The organism is Bradyrhizobium elkanii WSM2783 (genome assembly GCF_000472865.1).
In the GTDB taxonomy this organism is placed as follows: Bacteria; Pseudomonadota; Alphaproteobacteria; order Rhizobiales; family Xanthobacteraceae; genus Bradyrhizobium; species Bradyrhizobium elkanii_A.
In genome coordinates, this window is record NZ_AXAP01000014.1 from 86,858 (window position 1) to 104,971 (window position 18,114).

Annotated in this window: 15 protein-coding genes; 9 read left to right on the plus strand and 6 right to left on the minus strand. The window is 63.9% G+C overall.

Translation table 11 applies throughout. The annotated features are described in order from the left end of the window. Positions 1 to 156 precede the first annotated feature (156 nt). The 3 genes from YY7_RS0115160 (at position 157) to YY7_RS57455 (ending at position 3,999) form a co-directional block, all read left to right on the plus strand. On the plus strand, positions 157 to 918 hold the full coding sequence (locus YY7_RS0115160; protein WP_028164008.1) for a thermonuclease family protein: 762 nt from the start codon (positions 157 to 159) through the stop codon (positions 916 to 918). Between the two features lie 70 nt (positions 919 to 988). Then, a complete protein-coding gene (locus YY7_RS0115165; RefSeq protein WP_245287284.1) occupies positions 989 to 3,439 on the plus strand; it encodes a PAS domain-containing hybrid sensor histidine kinase/response regulator in 2,451 nt (816 codons plus the stop codon). A gap of 89 nt (positions 3,440 to 3,528) precedes the next feature. Further along, the gene (locus tag YY7_RS57455) at positions 3,529 to 3,999 is read left to right on the plus strand and encodes a DUF6496 domain-containing protein (protein WP_028164010.1); all 471 of its coding nucleotides are present in this window, start codon (positions 3,529 to 3,531) and stop codon (positions 3,997 to 3,999) included. Positions 4,000 to 4,023: 24 nt separating this feature from the next. On the opposite strand, the gene YY7_RS0115175 is transcribed toward YY7_RS57455, so the two are convergent. The 3 genes from YY7_RS0115175 to YY7_RS0115185 all read right to left on the minus strand — a co-directional run bounded on the left by YY7_RS0115175 (position 4,024) and on the right by YY7_RS0115185 (position 6,233). Then, positions 4,024 to 4,470, minus strand: coding sequence for a PPC domain-containing DNA-binding protein (locus tag YY7_RS0115175; protein ID WP_028164011.1), 447 nt, complete (start codon positions 4,468 to 4,470; stop codon positions 4,024 to 4,026). Positions 4,471 to 4,486: 16 nt separating this feature from the next. Then, entirely contained in the window at positions 4,487 to 5,047 is a 561-nt protein-coding gene (locus YY7_RS0115180; RefSeq protein WP_028164012.1) for a type 1 glutamine amidotransferase domain-containing protein, read from the minus strand. A 109-nt stretch (positions 5,048 to 5,156) separates the two neighbouring features. After that, positions 5,157 to 6,233: a flavodoxin family protein gene (locus YY7_RS0115185; RefSeq protein ID WP_028164013.1), complete on the minus strand. Its 1,077-nt coding sequence runs from the start codon at positions 6,231 to 6,233 to the stop codon at positions 5,157 to 5,159. 97 nt (positions 6,234 to 6,330) lie between these two features. Between YY7_RS0115185 and YY7_RS51635 the strand changes: the two genes are divergently transcribed. Further along, positions 6,331 to 7,236, plus strand: coding sequence for a DUF6328 family protein (locus tag YY7_RS51635; protein WP_035690153.1), 906 nt, complete (start codon positions 6,331 to 6,333; stop codon positions 7,234 to 7,236). A gap of 10 nt (positions 7,237 to 7,246) precedes the next feature. On the opposite strand, the gene YY7_RS0115195 is transcribed toward YY7_RS51635, so the two are convergent. Further along, positions 7,247 to 7,792, minus strand: coding sequence for a DUF4142 domain-containing protein (locus YY7_RS0115195; protein WP_028164014.1), 546 nt, complete (start codon positions 7,790 to 7,792; stop codon positions 7,247 to 7,249). 125 nt (positions 7,793 to 7,917) lie between these two features. On the opposite strand from YY7_RS0115195, the gene YY7_RS0115200 reads away from it, so the two are divergent. Next, positions 7,918 to 8,484: a phosphatase PAP2 family protein gene (locus tag YY7_RS0115200; RefSeq protein ID WP_028164015.1), complete on the plus strand. Its 567-nt coding sequence runs from the start codon at positions 7,918 to 7,920 to the stop codon at positions 8,482 to 8,484. An 11-nt stretch (positions 8,485 to 8,495) separates the two neighbouring features. On the opposite strand, the gene YY7_RS51640 is transcribed toward YY7_RS0115200, so the two are convergent. Continuing rightward, positions 8,496 to 11,207, minus strand: coding sequence for a bifunctional diguanylate cyclase/phosphodiesterase (locus tag YY7_RS51640; RefSeq protein ID WP_080663698.1), 2,712 nt, complete (start codon positions 11,205 to 11,207; stop codon positions 8,496 to 8,498). Between the two features lie 242 nt (positions 11,208 to 11,449). Here YY7_RS51640 and YY7_RS0115210 point away from each other — a divergent pair, with 242 nt between their 5' ends. Continuing rightward, complete coding sequence (locus tag YY7_RS0115210) at positions 11,450 to 12,148, plus strand: ABC transporter permease (protein WP_028164016.1); 699 nt, start codon at positions 11,450 to 11,452, stop codon at positions 12,146 to 12,148. Here the strand turns inward: YY7_RS0115210 and YY7_RS0115215 are convergent. Beyond that, positions 12,122 to 12,928 carry an extracellular solute-binding protein gene (locus YY7_RS0115215; protein ID WP_028164017.1) on the minus strand — a complete coding sequence of 269 codons (807 nt, stop codon included), beginning with the start codon at positions 12,926 to 12,928 and terminating at the stop codon, positions 12,122 to 12,124. The two genes, YY7_RS0115210 and YY7_RS0115215, sit on opposite strands and share 27 nt — an antisense overlap. 249 nt (positions 12,929 to 13,177) lie before the next feature. Here YY7_RS0115215 and YY7_RS0115220 point away from each other — a divergent pair, with 249 nt between their 5' ends. From YY7_RS0115220 to YY7_RS0115230, 3 genes are all read left to right on the plus strand, one after another. Beyond that, a complete protein-coding gene (locus tag YY7_RS0115220) occupies positions 13,178 to 13,543 on the plus strand; it encodes a hypothetical protein (RefSeq protein ID WP_028164018.1) in 366 nt (121 codons plus the stop codon). A 113-nt stretch (positions 13,544 to 13,656) separates the two neighbouring features. Next, positions 13,657 to 14,874 (plus strand): efflux RND transporter periplasmic adaptor subunit, encoded by a 1,218-nt coding sequence (locus YY7_RS0115225; RefSeq protein WP_028164019.1) that lies wholly within the window; start codon positions 13,657 to 13,659, stop codon positions 14,872 to 14,874. Next, positions 14,867 to 18,103 carry an efflux RND transporter permease subunit gene (locus YY7_RS0115230; RefSeq protein ID WP_028164020.1) on the plus strand — a complete coding sequence of 1,079 codons (3,237 nt, stop codon included), beginning with the start codon at positions 14,867 to 14,869 and terminating at the stop codon, positions 18,101 to 18,103. The genes YY7_RS0115225 and YY7_RS0115230 overlap by 8 nt, the downstream gene beginning before the upstream one ends. The last annotated feature ends 11 nt before the right edge of the window (positions 18,104 to 18,114 follow it).

Here is an 18,114-nt window from a genome sequence, read left to right on the forward strand (position 1 = left end):
TGATCCGGTGGAAACCGGTTTTCCCTCGCGACAAACGCGAAGCGTTTGCGCGGAGATCATGCTCAAACAAGAAAGATGAGATCATGATCCGATTCCGTCCAATCGGCTCATGATCTTGAACCTTTGCCCCCGCACGCCACCCCATCGATGCAGACCATGCCATTACGCACATTGATCGCAGGGCTGATCTTGATAGCCCTTCCGGCGAGCCAAGGCTTCGCCGCCAACGCTACCGTCAGGGACGGCAGCACGCTGCAGCTCGGCAACGTGACCTATCGGCTCGATGGCATCGACGTGCCTCCGATCGACCAATTGTGCATCGACGAGCATGCCGAGAGCTGGACCTGCGGCATCGAGGCCCGCGACCAGTTGGCGAAGCTAATCGGCGATCGTCAGGTCCGCTGCGACGATCTCGGTCCCGACCCGGCCTACAAGAAACGACATCTCGGCGTGTGCAAGATCGAAGGCGACCCGACCAGCCTTAGCGAGGTGATGGTCCAGCGGGGCTTTGCCCTGAACGTCGAGGCTTCTGCCACCGGCCGCTTCAAGCCTGACGAGGCGCGCGCCAGGGAAGACCGCCAGGGCATGTGGAAAGGCTGCTTTGTTGCCCCGCAGGAGTTCCGCCGCGGCAAGCAGGATGGCGCGCTGCTGGGCGCATCATGTCCCGCCGACCGCGATCGCGCGATCCGCGACGTGCTCTTCCCTGAAGATCTTCCCATGCCGGCAAGCTGCAACATCAAGGGCAAGTTCGCCGTGCGCGCCCGCGTCACCGGCGATATCGGCATCTACCACTTGCAGGCGTGCCGCAGTTACCCTGGATTAACCAGGCCAGACCGCTGGTTCTGCTCTGAAGATGACGCACAAGCGGCGGGGTTCCGCAGGGCCTATAACTGCAGGCCCGGCACCAAGGCCAAATGATGCTGGCAAGCCCTCTTCCGTTGTGTGAGACTGCGGAAAGAGGTCGCCCGCCCCGATGCCGCCAGACCCTATGAACGTCCTTCCCGAGACGGTCGCCGCTGAACGGCTGCGCCAGCATCTGGAAGAAATTGCCCGCGAACGTGACCGCGCGCATCGCGAATTGCAGGAGCGCGAGGCGGAGCTTGCCCGGATCCAGCGTATCGGCCGCGTCGGCGGTGTCGAGGTCGATTTCCGCGAGGGCTTCCGCAACCGCCGCTCGCCGGAATACCTGATCATCCATGGACTGGGGTCGGATGCGGTGAACGAAACCCACGAGGATTGGGTCGACCGCATCCACCCCGACGATCGTGACCGCGCGATCGGGCATTTCTTCGATGCCCTGGCCGGGACGAGCGGAGACTATATGGCGGAATACCGGATCCTCCGTCCGAGCGACGGTGAGGTCAGGTGGATCGCCGTCATCGGGGAAATCGAGCGCGACCGCGACGGCCGCGCACTCCGTCTGGTCGGCGCCCATATCGACATCACCGAACGCATGCTCGCCCAGGAAAAGCTGCGCGAAAGCGAGGAGCGCTTCCGCCTCATCGCCGACAGCGCGCCGGTTCCGATCTGGGTGACCAAACTCGACCGCACCCGCTCCTTCGCCAACCGGGCCTATATCGATTTCCTCGGCCTTCCCTTCGAAGAAGCCATCAAGTTCGACTGGCGCAAGCGGCTGCACCCTGACGACATGTCGCGCATCGTGCAGGAATCGATCGCGGGCGAAGCTTCGCTCAAGCCTTTCGTGCTGGAGGCGCGCTATCTGCGCGCCGACGGCGAATGGCGCTGGCTCAGGTCGGAGTCGCAACCGCGCTGGGATCCGACCGGCAACCACATCGGCTTCATCGGGGTCGCCCACGACATCACCGCGGCCAAGCAGGCCGAGATCGAGCTGCGCCGGCTGAACGAAACGCTCGAACTGCGTATCTCCGAGCGCACCGCGCAGCTCGAAGCCAGCGAAGCGCAAATGCGCGCGATCTTCGAGACCAGCCACCAGTATCAGGTGCTGCTCGATCAGCACGGCGACGTGCTCCATGCCAACCGGACGGCACTGGCCGGCATCCGCGCCGAGGCCCGTGATGCCATCGGCAAGCCGTTCTGGGAAACGCCCTGGTTCGCCGCGACCGACGACTTGCCCAAGCTGGTTCGCAACGCCTTCATGGCGGTCATGAAGGGCGACGACGTCAAGACCGAGATGATGCTGCGGCTTCCGGTCGGCGAGCGCTATTTCGATTTCGCGATGCGGCCGCTTCGCGACCAGCACGGCACTGTGATTGGCGCCGTGGCCGAAGCCGTCGACATCACCGAACGCCGCCAGGGCGAAGAGGTGCTACGGCAATCGCAGAAGATGGAAGCCGTCGGCCAGCTCACCGGCGGCGTGGCTCACGACTTCAACAATCTGCTGACCATCATCCGCTCCGCGACCGACTTCATGCGCCGCCGCGACCTGCCCGAAGAGCGCCGTCATCGCTACATCGACGCGATCTCCGAGACGGTGGAGCGCGCCTCGAAGCTGACCGCGCAGCTATTGGCGTTCGCCCGCCGCCAGCCGCTGAAGCCGCAGGTCTTCAATGTCGGCGCGCAGGTCGAGGGCGTGACCCAGCTTATCCGGCCGCTGGTCGGTGCGCGCATCCAGATCGACGTCGAGATCGACGACCCCGATTGCTTTGCGATCGCCGACATCGCCCAATTCGAGACCGCACTGATCAATCTCGCGGTGAACGGCCGCGACGCCATGGACGGTGAAGGCCGCCTCTCCATTGCGGTGCGGAAGGTGCGGGGCATCCCTGCCCTGCGCGCCCAGCCGGCGCGCCGCGGCGACTTTGTCGCGATCACCATGGCCGATAGCGGCAGCGGCATCGCGCCCGATCATCTGCAATCGATCTTCGAACCGTTCTTCACCACCAAGGAAGTCGGCAAGGGAACCGGGCTTGGCCTGAGCCAGGCATTTGGCTTTGCCAAGCAGTCCGACGGCGACATCGATGTGGTCAGTACGCTCGGACGAGGCGCGGCCTTCACGATCTATCTGCCGCAGGCAGCACGACCGGCCGATGCGGCGTCCGCTGCAGCCATCGCCAGCGAGCCGGCAACCACGGGCCGCGGCTACCGCGTCCTGGTCGTGGAGGACAATGACGAGGTCGGGCAGTTCTCCACCGAGCTGCTCGAAGATCTCGGATACTCGGTCAAACGCGTGGCGAATGCCAATGCAGCGCTTGCCCTGTTGTCCGAAGACGAGTTTTCCGCCGACCTCGTATTCTCCGACGTCATCATGCCCGGCATGAACGGCGTGGAGCTCGCCAGCGTGATCCGCGACCGCTATCCCGGGCTGCCGGTCGTCCTGACGAGCGGATACAGCAACGTGCTCGCCGAAAATGCGCATCGCGGATTCGAGCTGATCCAGAAACCCTATTCGGTCGAGTCGCTGTCGCGCATCCTACGGAAAGCGATCGTCGATCGGGGGTCGATCAGTTCGACCGTCTGAGCCTTAACGTCTGCGGCCTTAACCTCTGCCCTCCGTTGGAACGACATCCGCCGTCGGCCGTTCTTGCCGATAAACGGAGGATTAAGACGATGGCACCCTCATCGCGTCAACGACGCGTCACCGGCAGGGTGATGCACGAATTCAAGCATGGCGAACTGAAGAGCGGCCGTGGCGGCCGCGCCGGCAAGGTCAAGAATCGTCGGCAGGCGATCGCCATTGCGCTGCAGGAAGCGGGCGCCTCCAAATACCAGAGCGAGCGCAGCAACCGTCGTGACCTGCGCCGTACCGAACAAAAGGAAGCGCAGGGCCGTACCGCCCAGCAGGAACGCGAGGGCAAGTCGCATGTCGGGGCTTCCGGCAAGCGGGAAAGCAGCCGCGCGATGGGCGGCCGCAATGCCCGCAAGCTCACCGCCCGCGGACGCAAGGCGGCACGCTCGCGCGCCCGCAAGCGCGACGGACATACGCGGCGAGAGCTTTACGCGAGGGCTCAGCGACGCGGAATCGAAGGCCGCTCGAAAATGACGAAGCGGCAGTTGGAGAACGCGCTCGGCGTGCGCTAAGCGCGTCTCCTCTTGCTATTGGCACTATTGGGCCGCGATATCGATGAGGGCGATGCCGAGGTCCGCCCTCTTCTTCCGCCGAAGCTTTGCCGGCGCTTCCGTCAGCACAACCTCAAGCGTCGGCCGCACCACGCCCGCGAGCAGGTGGCCGCCGCGCGTGGAGCCATCCGACAGCCCGAGCACGATGTGAACGTGCAGACTGGCCTTGCCGTCATCGCCGATCGCGACGTCGCCGATCGCGCTCAGCACCTCGCATTGCTCGTTGACCTCGATCTTCCGGTAGGATTTCGAGCCGAAATCGAACCAGCCGACGGTCGCCTTCTCGAACGCGCCGATCGCGGTCAGCGTCGCCGCCGAGATCCTGGCCTCGTTGGCGAACTTCGTCAGCGCCGCGAATGCTTCCTCGCCCGTGTCGAGGATGACGACATGGACCTGCGCGCCCGGCTCGTCGGAGATCAATTTGCTTTGCATCGGCTGGCTCGCTTCATCAGGCTGCGCTGCGCTGGGTGTGGCGGCCTTCCTTCACCTCCTCGATGATCTTGGCACTGAAGGCTTCGAGATCGCCGGGATTGCGGGAAGTGATCACGCCCTGGTCGGTTACCACCTGGGAGTCTTCCCACTTGGCACCAGCATTCATCACGTCGGTCTTGATCGACTTGTACGAAGTCATCCGCCGCCCCTTGGCAATGCCGGTTTCGATCAGAAGCCACGGCGCGTGGCAGACCGCCGCGACGACCTTCTTGGCGTCGAATATCTCCTTGATGAATTTCAGCGCCTTCGGCTCGGCCCGCAGCAGGTCCGGATTGATCTGTCCGCCCGGCAGCACGATCGCGTCGTAGTCGGACGCGGAGACCTGGTCGAGCGTCTTGTCGACCTTCACCGGCCGGCCCCAATCCTTGATGTCCCAGCCCTTGATCTCGCCTGCGGCCAGCGAAATCACGTCGACGGTTGCGCCGGCCTTCTTGAGCCGGTCGCGCGGCACCTCCAGTTCCGACTGTTCGAAGCCGTGGGTTGCGAGGATTGCGATCTTCTTGCCTTTCAAGTCCATGGGAAACTCCGTCGCAGTGGATGGGAGATGCCGACCAATCGGCAATGCCGAACATCGTTCCTGCGCAACGGTGAATTGATCCCCGCTTCGCCCGGAACCGAGGCTGACGCTATTTCGGATTCGGCTGGACGAGCCCCGCTGCCGGATCCTGCAACTTGCCCTCACGCGCAAGCTTCACCGCGTTGCCGAGCGCTCGCGCGACATTCAAGGTCTGTTCCTGGAACGCTTTGTCCTCATCGAGTGCCTGATGTGAGGTCGCGTAAGGCTCCATGTAGCCGATATAGCCGTCGAGCTCACCCGTTCGGCCGGCCGGGATCAGCCCCATATCCGTCAGCCAATCCGATAGCGAACGTCGCATCGTTTCCGCGCCAACGGAATCTCCGTGCACGACGAGACCAAAGTTGCGGCCGGCGAGATGCCGCGGATAAGGCCAGCCCTTCAACTCGAGCGCCTTGGCCTCATCCGCGTGTTTGCCGTGGGTGGAGGTCGGGTCGGGATTGCAGCCATCGGCACAAACCATCCGATCGATCATGGCTTTCAGCCCCGTCGGCGCGTGATACCAATTCACCGGCGATACGATGAGGATGCCGTGGGCCGCCACCCATAGCGGATAGATATCGTTCATCCAGTCGTCGGTCTGGCCGAGCGCGTAATTCGGATAGCAACTGCAGGGCCAGTGACACAGCGCAGGCGATGTCGAGACGCAGGACTTGCAGGGATGGATTTGCTTGCCGAACTCGGATGCCAGTCGCGAGAGATCGAGGATGTCGACGGCAAGGCCCATCTCGACGAACACAGGCTCGGCGAGCTTGACCAATCGCCAGCTCTTGGACATTTCACCGGGGCAGGTATGCTCGCTGCGTGAGGAGCCGTTGATGATCAGGATGCGCGGTCTCTCCGCCGCATCGTCGTGGCGCCGCTGCGCCGCCAGGATCGCCTCGCGCGCCGCGAGCCAATCCACCGCCAGTTCGTATTCCGGATCGACGAAGCCCGGCCCCGCTTTGCGCGTCAGCGGCGACTTGCGCGAATGACTGTAGGCATCCCACGCCGCGTCGATGATGGCATCGATCTCCCGCTGCAGCGGCCTGAAGGCGGGATCGACGAAACGGCTGCGGTAGCGCTCCGCAAACTCCTCGCGCGGCAATTTGACTGATGGCATCCCCTTGCGGACGTCCGGCGCCGTCATGTCGCACCCCGCCGTAGATGAACGTTAGATGACATGTCGCGTTAACAACACGACATCGGCGACGGTTCCGGCGCGGCGAGAAAGGAGTGCGGCCAGGATGTCCGAGAAGCTGGACCGCATGGTCAAGACGGCGCTTGACGAAACTCGTCTGCTTGTCCTCGGCATCCAGGTCCTGCTCGGATTTCAATTCCAGGCCTTCTTCCAGACCGGCTTTCCATCGCTCTCCTCCGCGTCGAAAATGCTCTGCGCCGTTGGGCTTGCGCTGCTGACGCTTTCGCTGGGGCTCCTGATCATCCCCTCGATGGAACACCGGATGGTCGAGGGAGGTTCATCGTCGAAGCGCCTCGTGCGCGCGACCTCTTTGTACGCGACCGCCGGCCTGGTTCCCTTCTCCTTGAGCATTGGCGTTGCCGCCTATGTCGTGATCGAACGACATTTCGGCTGGTTCGCGGGTACCACCAGCGGACTCGCGCTGATACTCGCATCAAGCTTTGCGTGGTTCGGATTGGAGCTGTTTCACCGGGAGAGAACACCAATGCCCGATTCAGGAGGAACAACCCCGCTCGCGACAAAAGTCGAGCAACTGCTGACCGAAGCGCGGGTCATCATCCCCGGCGCACAGGCCCTGTTCGGCTTTCAATTCATCGCCATGCTTACCGCTGGATTTGATGAGATGCCGCAGACGGCAAAGATCGTGCATGCCGTCGCGCTCGGCCTCGTCGCCGTGAACGTCATCCTCCTGATGACGCCAGCCGCCCTGCACCGGCTCTCCTATGGCGGCGCAGATTCTCCGAGATTTCTGCGCACAGCCTCCGCGCTGGTGACAGCGGCGCCGCTGTTTCTGGCCGCGGGCATAGCCGCAGAGAGCTACGTCGTTCTCGGCAGGATCACCAACCGCGAACTCGCCGCAACTTGCGCGACGGCGAGTTTTCTCGTCCTGGTCGGATTCTGGTACGCTCTGCCGCTGATCGTGCGATGGACGCGCCACCAGCGCAAGGCGTGACGCCGCGGCGTCACTTGCGATTCTTGTCCAGCGCCTGCGCCATCTCGAGATGGTGCCGCAGCGTCGGCAGCGTCTTGCCGGCCCAATCCTTCAGCTTCGGATTGTCGCCGCTCTTGGCGTAACGTTCGAACAGCGACACCGCATCCTTGTGCGCGCTCACCTGCATCGGGTTATATTGGCTTGCAAAGTTCTCCGGTTTGGTGTCGCGCAGCTTGTCGAGCTTGCCTTGCGAAGATGAATCCAGGCCCGATGGAATCTGCACGCCCTCGCTGCTCGTGACCAGGCCCTTCAGCTCGCTGCTGGTCTTGGTGTGGTCGGCGATCATCTGGGACGCGAACTTCTTCTCCTCCGCATTGCCCTTCTGCTCGGCGACCTTGCCCGCCTCGATCTCCAGCATGTCGCTGATCGCCGCTTCCTTGACGAAATCCGCCGTTGAGGGAGCGACCCCCAGTACCGAATTGACGCCGGTCTTCTCGCCGACCGATTGCGCAGCTGCCGAGGTGGAAATAAGGGCGACGGCAACCGCAACCGCCGTTACCACGATCGATCTCTTCATGGTGCTTGCCTCTCCTCGGGATCGTGAGCGGCAAACTCGTGGCCGAAATTTTCGTTCCTATGCGCGGGTGCGCCCGCGAAACCATCGCGGCCGTCAAAGGTTTGTAGTCTCGAAGGGAGAATCCGATGGCGCTTTTCCGGGTGCAGCCAACCCGTGCTGATAAGGCAATCGCCGACACCGTATCGGAATACACAACGCCGACAGCCGAGCGGGTCGCCGAGGTCCTGACCTGGGGCGCGGATGAGCACGTGCTCAGCGCGCTTGCGCTGGGCTGGTGGCTTTATTCTCGCGACAAGGACGCGAAGCAGCGCCGCAGCAGCAACCACATCCTCCTGACCACGATCGTCGCGGCTATCCTGCCCCATGTGCTGAAGACGGTATTCGACCAGGAGCGCCCCGATCGACAAACCGCTCGCGGTCACCTTCATGGCGTACCCTACTCCGGCAAGCCCGAGGACGCCTTTCCGTCCGGCCATGCGATTCACGTCGGCGCAATTGCCTCGGCCGCAACCGTGCTTCCGCCGGCAAAGCGCGACGTGGTATGGGCGATCGGTGGAGGCCTGGTGTTGACACGCGTCGTCCTGCTTGCGCATTGGCTGAGCGATGTAGTTGCCGGCCTCGCGATCGGCGCGCTGACCGAACGGCTGTTGCGTCCCATCACAGGCTACGGCAAGGATTCGCGCGAACGCTGAAATATCGCCGATCAGGCAGCGTCTTCCTCGGCTTCGGCCGCCAGCATCCTGCGGATATCCTGTGCAGTGCGCGCCGCACTGAACAGATAGCCCTGCATCTGGGTACATCCCAGCATGTGCACGGTGTCGCGCTGCTGCTCGGTCTCGACGCCCTCTGCCGTCGTGATCATATCGCGGTCGGCCGCGATGCTCACCACCGCGCGGATGATCGACGCCGACGAGCTGTTGCGGGTGACTTCCTTGACGAAGCTGCGGTCGATCTTGATCTTGTCGAACGGGAAGCGCTGCAGATATTGCAGCGAGGAATAGCCGGTTCCGAAATCATCCAGCGCGATGTGAACACCGAGCGCGCGGAGCTGGTTGAGTGCGATCAGCGCGGCATCATCGTCCGCGATCAGCACGGCCTCGGTGATTTCGAGCTCGAGGCGGCGCGGATCAAGCCCGCTCTCGGCCAATGCCCTCGCGACCTTCAGTGACAGCGCCTCCGACTTGAACTGGACTGGCGACACGTTGACCGCTACCCGCACATGGGCGGGCCAGGTGGCAGCCTCAGTGCAGGCGGTCCGCAGCACCCATTGCCCGATCTCCTCGATGAGGCCCGTCTCCTCCGCGACCGGAATGAACTCGGCCGGCGATACCATGCCGCGCACCGGATGCCGCCAGCGCACCAGCGCCTCGCAGCCGGTCACCTCGTCGCTGCGCAGGTCGACCAGCGGCTGGTAGTGGATTTCAAACCCGCCCTCGACCAGCGCAGTGCGCATATCGGCTTCGAGCTCGCGGCGGAGCCTGGCCTCCTTCTCCATCTCCGGCTCGAAGAAACGGTGGGTGCGGCGACCGGCAGCCTTGGCGGCGTACATCGCAAGATCCGCGCGCTTCAACAGGGCGAGCAGATCGGTACCATCCCGCGGCGCGACCGCGATGCCGATGCTGGCGTCGCCGGACAAGTGATGGCCATGGCAATCGAACGGCGTCCGCAGCGCCTGATAGATCCGTTCAACCAGCGCGCTGACATCGACATCGGCCGCGATGCCGCGCTGAACGATGGCGAACTCGTCGCCGCCGAGACGAGCGATGAAATCCTCCGGTCCGATCGACTGCCGCAACCGTTCGGCGACACTTCTGAGGAACTCATCACCGATCAAATGGCCGAGCGAATCGTTGATGCGCTTGAACTCGTCAATATCGATATAGAAGATCGCGAACTGCACATCGGCTGTTTCGAGCAGCAAGCCTTCGGCGTGGCGCTGGAACAGCGTCCGGTTCGGCAGATTCGTCAGCGGATCGTAATGGGCGAGATGTTCGATCTTCGCCTCGACGCGGCGCCGCTCGGTCACGTCCTCGAATGTCGTGGCCCACCCCCCGTCCGGCGAATGTTTGAAGATCATTCGGATAATTCGTCCGTCCTGCGTCGAGAAGTGGCGTTCGCCGATCTCGCTGCTGTTAGGTCCGATGAAGTGCGCGCAATATTCGTCGACATCGCCGATAAAGGATCCGATCGCCTTACGGTGCAGCACGAGATCGCGCAGGTGGCATCCGGGCTTGGCGACGTCAGGCGATACGCCGAGCATATCGAGATAGCGCTGGTTGCAGACCACGAGCCGACCCGACGCATCGAACAGCAACAGCCCCTGGGTCATGTTGTTGATGGCGGTGTCGAGATGAAAGCTCTTCTCCGACAGCTTCTGGCGCGCGGCTTCATGCTGTCGCTGCAGTTGTCTCACGATCGGGAAGATCGTGACGATGACGACGACGATCGCCAGGATCGCGGCGCTGAACTGTAGTTTCGTCTGCGCGCGCCAGTCGGCGAGCGCGGTCGAGGTCTTGGTCGTGGCAACGATCAAGATCGGAAAATGAGTGAGCGGTCGAACCGCCCCGATCTTGTCTTCGGCATCTTCAGTGCTGAAGCGCCCCGAGATATTCCCGTCAAGCGTCAGCGCCTTCTGGAATGGCCGGAGACCGGCTACGCTCTTGCCGATCGCCCCGTCATCCTTGGGGTAGCGGGCGATCACCGTGCCGTCGCGATGGATCATTGAGATGATTGTGTCGCCACTCAGCGCCAGAGAGGCGACGAAATCCTCGAACTGGCTGGGCTCGACGCCCCGGCTGGAAAAACCGATGATGGCGCCATTACCGTCGACAATCTTGCGGGCGAACAGCGTCGTCCACTTGCCCGTGACGCGGCTCACCGCGGGCTCGACGATGACATCCGGCGTCGGCTTGCCGGAGGTGAACTCCCTGAAATATCGCCGATCCCTGACGTTGAGGTCGGGCACCGGCCACATCTCGGAGGAATTGATCAGCCATCCCTCGGCATTGAACAGATTGAGACCACCAACATGCGGCAGCGCCGCCAGCCTGGTGCGCAGCATTTCGTGCGCGCTCAGCAGTGACATTCTCTTTTCGAACTGATCGGCCGTATCGACCCCGTCCGCCCGCATGTTGGCGACGACATCATCGTGCACGTGCTGGAGATCGGAGAGCTGCTGATCGAAATGGCGGGACAGCAGCAGCGCCGTGTTGGAGAGTTCGCGTTCGGCAAGATCGAGCGCGCGCTCCCGGAATTGCAGCGCCAGGTACCCGGTGCCGAGCCCGATCGCGGCCACAAGCGCCGCCGCGCAGAGCACGAGCCACTGAATTGCGCTCAATCGCGGTGGCGCCGCGGCGGCCCATTTCGGCCACCACCGGCTCTGCAAGATATCGCTCTTGGCCGAGCTGTCTGACATTTCCCTGCCCCTACAAGCGCTTGTTGTAGGAGACACAACCCAAGAGAGCGTTAGGAAAATGAGTTATCAGCCGGTTAACATGGAACTTTGTTTCTGAGTGTTACCAGATTTCGACCGCGCAACATCGCTTGTGCGGTATTGGACGTTACGCAGTTTATGAGAGATTTAGGTGTTTGCTGGATGGTGGCAGCCGGCAATCTTCATTCGGGCGATCTCACCGGGGCGGCCAAGCGCGCAGCAGGATGAATGATTTCACGCAATCGGTGGCGACGGCGCTCTCGCTGATCGCCAGCCTTGACGCTGAGCTGATCGGCATCGTCCTGCTATCGTTGCGCGTCAGCCTGACGGCGAGCCTGCTGGCGCTGCTGATCGGCGCCCCCCTCGGCGTCCTGCTCGCGATCAGCCGGTTTCAGGGCAGGCAGGCCACGATCGTGCTGGTGAACGCCATGCTGGGCCTGCCGCCCGTGGTGGTCGGACTGGCGCTTTACCTCCTGCTGTCGCGTTCCGGTCCGCTCGGCTTTGCCGGACTGCTGTTCACGCCGAGCGCCATGATTGTCGCGCAGACGATCCTCGCCACGCCGATCGTGGTCGCACTCGTGCACCGTCCGGTCTCGCTATTGTGGGCGGAATATGCCGACCTCATGCGCACCGATGGCATGTCGCGCCTGCGCAGCATGGCGCTGTTGTCGTCGCTTGGCCGCGCCTCGCTGTTGACCGCGTTCCTCGCCGCGTTCGGCCGCGCCATCGCCGAAGTCGGCGCCATCATCATCGTCGGAGGCAATATCCGCAGCTACACCCGGACCATGACGACTGCGATCGCGCTGGAAACCAGCAAGGGCGAGTTGCCACTCGCGCTCGGGCTCGGCCTGATCCTGCTCGGCCTCAGCGTGACCGTCAGCACGGTCGCGTTCCTGCTAGTCGGACGCGTTGGGGAAAAATAGCTGCTCGCCCCCGACCTTGTAGTCGGCGATCACCTTCTGTCCCTCGGCGGAGATCAGCCAGTCGACGAAGGCCTGGCCATCCTTGGCTTTCACGGTCGGGTGCTTGGCCGGATTGACCAGCATCACGCCATATTGGTTGAACAGGCGCCGGTCGCCCTCGGTCAGGATCGCGAGATCGCCGCGATTCTTGAACGACAGCCAAGTGCCGCGATCGGAGAGCACATAGGCATTGTCGGATGCGGCCATGTTGAGTGCGGGCCCCATGCCCTGCCCGATCTCGCGATACCAGGATCCCTTCGCCGTCGCGATGTCGATGCCCGCCTCCTTCCATAGCCGCAATTCGGCCTGGTGCGTGCCGGAGCGGTCGCCACGCGAGACGAAGGTCGCCTTCGCGGCGGCGATCTTTTTCAGCGCTTCCGTGACGTCCTTACCGCCGGCAATATGCGCCGGATCGGCCTTTGGCCCGATCACCACGAAATCATTGTACATCACGTCCTGGCGCTTGACGCCAAATCCTTCGGCCAGGAACTTCTCCTCCGCGGGGCGATCATGCACGAACACCACGTCGGCATCGCCTCGCCGTCCGATGTCGAGCGCCTGGCCGGTGCCGACCGCGACGACCTTGACACCGATCCCGGTTGCCGCCGTAAAGCGCGGCAAGAGGAAACCGAACAGCCCGGATTGCTCGGTCGATGTCGTCGATGCCACCGTGATTGAGCGCTCCTGCGCGAACGCGCTGGAGATCATGAGAAGAGTTGCGACCACGATTCGTGCGAGCATTTCCCCACCTCCGCCAAGCCGGCTGACTACGAAGTTCTACTTCATCTCAGCCTGCCCGACCATAAGCGAGGCGATCCGCCGCAGCGATCGGAGGCTCGGCTTTTACAATGCCCCTAACTGCGCGACTCCGTCGTCGCGCCGTCATGTTCGGCGTCACAAGGAACAAGCGGCCGCCGGCGAAAGCGCAACGTTATAGCATTCAGCCCTCTGCTGACTTGAATCGGCACCGGGGCGGCGCTAACTAACGGCATGGACTCTCGCTTCGCCGCACCGGATTCTTCGACCCGCAAGGCCCCGTCGCGCCGGTGGCGCAGCCTGCTTGCGGGACTGATCTCGCTAGCGCTCGTGCTGTCCTTCTTTCACGGTCTCGGCTTCGACAGCGACGATACAGTGCCGGCACAGTCGATCGCGCAACTCGCCGGTGATACCACCGACAAGGCTCCCGTCCATCCAGCATTGCCCCATGGCGATCATTGCTTGACCCACGTATCGACCGTGGCGACACAGGACACGTCGATCACGATCGAGCATACCGCGCACGCCTATCGCTTCCTTGCCATGCGTGCCCCCGAAGCGGCAGAACCGATCTCTCCCTTCAAGCCACCCCGCGCCTGATCCGATCGGCATGACCGATCCGGCCGCGCTGCCTCCCGGCAGCGCGCCCAACTTGCACGCATGGTTATGGCAGCAGCGCCGGGCTCGGACCCGCGCGCGGCGGGAAGGCATATATGAGACGGATTCTTCTTTTCGTTGCCGGCATCATCGTCGGCAGCGGCCTGGGCATCACGGTTTGGTCGCATTGGCCGCTGTCGGGAACGCCAGCGCAACAGGAAGCGGCGACGACCGGGACAGCAAAAGCCGAAAGCGAGGATCACGGCACCGAGCGCATCGTGCTGAGCGAGGAGCAGATCAGCGATGCCGGCATCAGGCTGGCACCGGTTGCGGGCGGTACGCTCAGACGCCATTTCCTGGCGCCAGGCTCGCTTATTCCCGACGCCGACCACGTCGGCCGCGTCTCCGTACGCGTGCTGGCAACGGTCGGCGAACTGCGCAAGCGCCTCGGCGATAGTGTCGAAAAAGGTGAGATCGTCGCCGTCATCGAAAGCCGCGAAGTGGCGGACGCCAAGAGCGAATACCTCGCCGCGCGGCTGACCAACGATCTGCAGCAGACCCTCTACAACAGACAAAAGAGCTTGGCCGAAAGCCGGGCCATGTCGGAAAACGAATTCCTGCGGACCCAGCTCGCCGCCAACGACGCTAGGATCAAGCTCGACGGCGCCAGGCAAAAGCTGTTCGCGCTGGGTCTGTCCGAACAGGAGATCGCCGATCTCCCGAACCAGCCGCCGGAAAGCCTGCGCCAACAATATTTACGTGCGCCGATCTCGGGCCGGGTCTCGGAGCGGCGCGTCGACCTCGGCGGGCTGATCGGCCGCGAGGGCCAGGAAAGCGAACTGTTCGTCATCGTCAATCTCGACGATATCTGGGTCGATCTCGCGGTCTCCCCGGAAGACATCGCCGCCGTGCGCGAGGGCGGTCTGGTCACGATCCGCGCCATCGGTAGCGACGACGAAGCGGTCGCGCGGGTAATCTTTGTCAGCCCCCTGCTCGATCGCGAGACCCGCAATGCTCGCGTGATCGCGACGCTGCCGAACCGGGATCACCGGTGGAGGCCCGGCACTTTCGTCACCGCCGAAGTGCCGCTCGGCGGCGAGCCCTCCAAGGTCATCGTCTCGAAGAAAGCGCTTCAGACCGTCAAGGGCAACGCCACGATATTCGTGCGCGACGCCGAAGGGTTTGAGGCGCGACAGGTGCGTACAGGTCGCGAGGATGATGACGACGTCGAGATCGTGAGCGGCCTTGCTTCGGGAGAGACGATCGCCGTCGCCAACACGTTCACGCTCAAAGCTGAACTGGAAAAGGCCGAAGCGGAGCATGGCCATGATTGAGGCGATCATCGGCTTCTCCGTTCACCGCCGCTGGGTGGTCGTTGCGCTCTGCGGCGTCGTCATGGCGCTAGGCGGCTTTGCGTTGACGAGGGTATCGATCGACGCGGTGCCCGACATCACCAACAAGCAGGTGCAGATCAACACCGCGGCCCACGCGCTGTCGCCGCTCGAGATCGAGAAGCAGGTCACCTTTCCCGTCGAGACGGCGCTCGCCGGCGCGCCCGGCCTCGAGAGCACACGCTCGCTGTCGCGCAACGGCTTTTCACAGGTGACCGCGGTCTTCAGCGAATCGACCGATATCTACTTCGCGCGCCAGCAGGTCACCGAACGCCTCGCCGAGGTTCGCGCGCGCCTGCCGCAAGGCATCGAGCCGCGGATCGGTCCGATCTCGACCGGGCTCGGCGAGATCTACATGTGGACCGTCCGCTTCGCCGACAAACCGGTCGGAGCCGACGGCGCGCCGGGCCTGCAGCGCGACGGCAGCTTCGTCACCAGCGACGGGGCACGGCTCAAGAGCGACATCGAGAAGAACGCCTATTTGCGCACGGTACAGGACTGGATCATCCGGCCGCAGATCAAGACTGTTCCGGGCGTCGCCGGCGTCGATACGATCGGCGGCTATCTCAAGCAGTACCAGGTCCATCCGGATGCGGCGAAGCTGATCGCCCTCGGCTTGACCTTTGCCGATGTTGCGAACGCGATCGAGGCCAACAATGTCAGCCGCGGCGCGCGCTATATCGAAAAGAACGGCGAGGGTTTCGTCGTGCGCTCCGGCGGTCGCATCGAGAACATGGAGGAACTCGGCACCATCGTCGTCACTACGCGCGGCGGCGTTCCGGTGCGGATCCGCGATATCGCCACCGTCACGATCGGCGGCGAAAGCCGGACCGGCAGTGCCAGCGAGAACGGCCACGAGGTGGTGGTCGGCACGGCGCTGATGCTGATCGGCGCCAACAGCCGCACCGTGTCGTCGGCGGTCGATGCGCGACTGCGCGAGATCGCGCCGACACTGCCGCCGGGTGTCGAGGTCAAGACCGTGCTCGACCGCACCCAGCTGGTCGATGCCACCGTCAGAACGGTTGCGACCAATCTGAGCGAGGGCGCACTGCTGGTCGTTGCTGTGCTGTTTGTCCTGTTGGGCAATTTTCGCGCAGCGCTGATCACCGCGCTGGTGATCCCGGTGGCGATGCTGATGACTGCCATCGGCATGTGGCAGGGCCGCATCAGCGCCAATCTGATGAGCTTGGGCGCACTCGATTTCGGCCTGATCGTCGATGGCGCCGTCATCATCACCGAGAACAGCCTGCGCCATCTGGCGGAGCCGCAGCGCGACCTTGGGCGTCCCCTCTCCCGCGACGAGCGGCTGGCCACCGTGCGCGCCTCCGCGGTCGAGATGATCCGCCCGAGCCTCTACGGGCAGGCCATCATCCTCCTGGTTTACGTGCCGCTCCTCACCTTCACCGGCATCGAAGGCAAGATGTTCACGCCGATGGCCGTGACCGTGATCCTGGCATTGGCATCGGCATTCGTTCTGTCGCTGACGCTCGTTCCCGCCGCGATTGCCATTGCCGTCACGGGACGCGTACAGGAGCGTGAAAGCAGGCTCGTCAGCGCCTTGAAGCACCTGTACCGGCCGCTGTTGCGCTATGCGATTGCCGCCCCGCTGCCCGTCATTGCAACGGCTGCGGTGCTGTTTGCGGTCGCACTCCCTGGCTTCGCGCGCCTCGGGCAGGAGTTCATCCCGTCGCTGGACGAGAAGAACATCGCCATGCATGCGCTGCGGATTCCCAGCACCGCGCTATCGCAATCGCAGGCGATGCAGCTTGCGGTCGAGAACGCCGTCAGCCGTTTGCCGCAGGTCGCCTTCGTCTTCTCCAAGACCGGAACGGCCGAGGTCGCGAGCGACCCGATGCCGCCGAACGCGTCCGACACCTTCATCATGCTCAAGCCGCGCGATCAATGGCCGGATCCGTCGATGACGAAGGAGGAACTGGTCGAGCAGATCGCAAGCTCCGTCAATCGCGTGCCCGGAAACGTCTATGAATTCACCCAGCCTATCCAGATGCGCTTCAACGAGCTTCTGGCCGGCGTTCGCGGCGACATCGCCGTCAAGGTGTTCGGCGACGAGTTCGAGCCGATGCTGAAAGCGGCCAACGAAGTGGCCTCGGTCCTGCGCTCGGTGCATGGAGCGACCGACGTGAAGGTGGAGCAGGCCGGCGGCCTTCCTGTCCTCGACATCAAGGTCGACCGCGCCGCGATCGCCCGTCGCGGCCTGAGCGCGGCGGCGGTGCAGGATGTGATCGGCGCCGCGGTCGGCGGCCAGGACGCAGGCGTCGTGTTCGAGGGCGACCGCCGGTTCGACATCGTCGTAAGGCTGCCGGAAGCATTGCGATCCGATCTCGAGGCGCTCGGCAACCTTCCCGTGGCGCTGCCGAAGGCAACGCCCAATGCCCCGGTCCAGAGCCTGCCACTCAATCGATTGGCGCGCTTCTCCTTCACCGAGGGGCCGAACCAGATCAGCCGCGAGAACGGCAAGCGCCGCATCGTCATCACCGCCAACGTGCGCGGCCGTGACCTCGGCTCGGTGGTCGCGGAAGCCCAGGCCAAGGTCGGCCAGCAGGTCAAGCTTCCGCCAGGCTACTGGACGAGCTGGGGCGGACAGTTCGAGAATCTGGCCGCGGCCCGGCAGAGGCTCGGCATCGTCGTGCCGGCGTGCTTTGCATTGATCTTCCTCTTGCTGCTGGCGGCCACGGGATCGGCGCGCGATGCGCTGGTGGTGTTCAGCGCCGTGCCGCTCGCACTCACCGGCGGCATCGCCGCGCTCTGGCTTCGCGGCATGCCGTTCTCGATCTCAGCGGCGGTCGGCTTCATCGCGCTGTCCGGCGTCGCCGTGCTGAACGGCCTTGTGATGCTGAGCCTGGTCCGCAAGCTCCATGAGGACGGCATGCCGCTGCGGCAGGCCATCGAGAATGGCGCTCTCACCCGGCTTCGCCCAGTGGTGATGACCGCACTCGTGGCGGCGCTCGGCTTCGTGCCGATGGCCTTCGCCACCGGCACGGGCGCGGAGGTGCAAAAGCCGCTGGCGACCGTCGTCATCGGCGGCCTGATTAGCGCAACACTGCTGACGCTGGCCGTCCTCCCGGCGCTCTACGCACGGTTCGGACGGCGCGTTGACAAACCTGTCGCAGAGCACGCACAGGAGCCCGCCTGTAACAATTCTGTCATATAGCAAAACTAAAC

Bases quoted from the DNA above. Each gene is read 5' to 3' on its own strand.
- YY7_RS0115160 (WP_028164008.1), top strand. From the start codon at position 157: ATGCCATTACGCACATTGATCGCAGGGCTGATCTTGATAGCCCTTCCG.
- YY7_RS0115165 (WP_245287284.1), top strand. From the start codon at position 989: ATGAACGTCCTTCCCGAGACGGTCGCCGCTGAACGGCTGCGCCAGCAT.
- YY7_RS57455 (WP_028164010.1), top strand. From the start codon at position 3,529: ATGGCACCCTCATCGCGTCAACGACGCGTCACCGGCAGGGTGATGCAC.
- YY7_RS0115175 (WP_028164011.1), bottom strand. From the start codon at position 4,470: ATGCAAAGCAAATTGATCTCCGACGAGCCGGGCGCGCAGGTCCATGTC.
- YY7_RS0115180 (WP_028164012.1), bottom strand. From the start codon at position 5,047: ATGGACTTGAAAGGCAAGAAGATCGCAATCCTCGCAACCCACGGCTTC.
- YY7_RS0115185 (WP_028164013.1), bottom strand. From the start codon at position 6,233: ATGACGGCGCCGGACGTCCGCAAGGGGATGCCATCAGTCAAATTGCCG.
- YY7_RS51635 (WP_035690153.1), top strand. From the start codon at position 6,331: ATGTCCGAGAAGCTGGACCGCATGGTCAAGACGGCGCTTGACGAAACT.
- YY7_RS0115195 (WP_028164014.1), bottom strand. From the start codon at position 7,792: ATGAAGAGATCGATCGTGGTAACGGCGGTTGCGGTTGCCGTCGCCCTT.
- YY7_RS0115200 (WP_028164015.1), top strand. From the start codon at position 7,918: ATGGCGCTTTTCCGGGTGCAGCCAACCCGTGCTGATAAGGCAATCGCC.
- YY7_RS51640 (WP_080663698.1), bottom strand. From the start codon at position 11,207: ATGTCAGACAGCTCGGCCAAGAGCGATATCTTGCAGAGCCGGTGGTGG.
- YY7_RS0115210 (WP_028164016.1), top strand. From the start codon at position 11,450: ATGAATGATTTCACGCAATCGGTGGCGACGGCGCTCTCGCTGATCGCC.
- YY7_RS0115215 (WP_028164017.1), bottom strand. From the start codon at position 12,928: ATGCTCGCACGAATCGTGGTCGCAACTCTTCTCATGATCTCCAGCGCG.
- YY7_RS0115220 (WP_028164018.1), top strand. From the start codon at position 13,178: ATGGACTCTCGCTTCGCCGCACCGGATTCTTCGACCCGCAAGGCCCCG.
- YY7_RS0115225 (WP_028164019.1), top strand. From the start codon at position 13,657: ATGAGACGGATTCTTCTTTTCGTTGCCGGCATCATCGTCGGCAGCGGC.
- YY7_RS0115230 (WP_028164020.1), top strand. From the start codon at position 14,867: ATGATTGAGGCGATCATCGGCTTCTCCGTTCACCGCCGCTGGGTGGTC.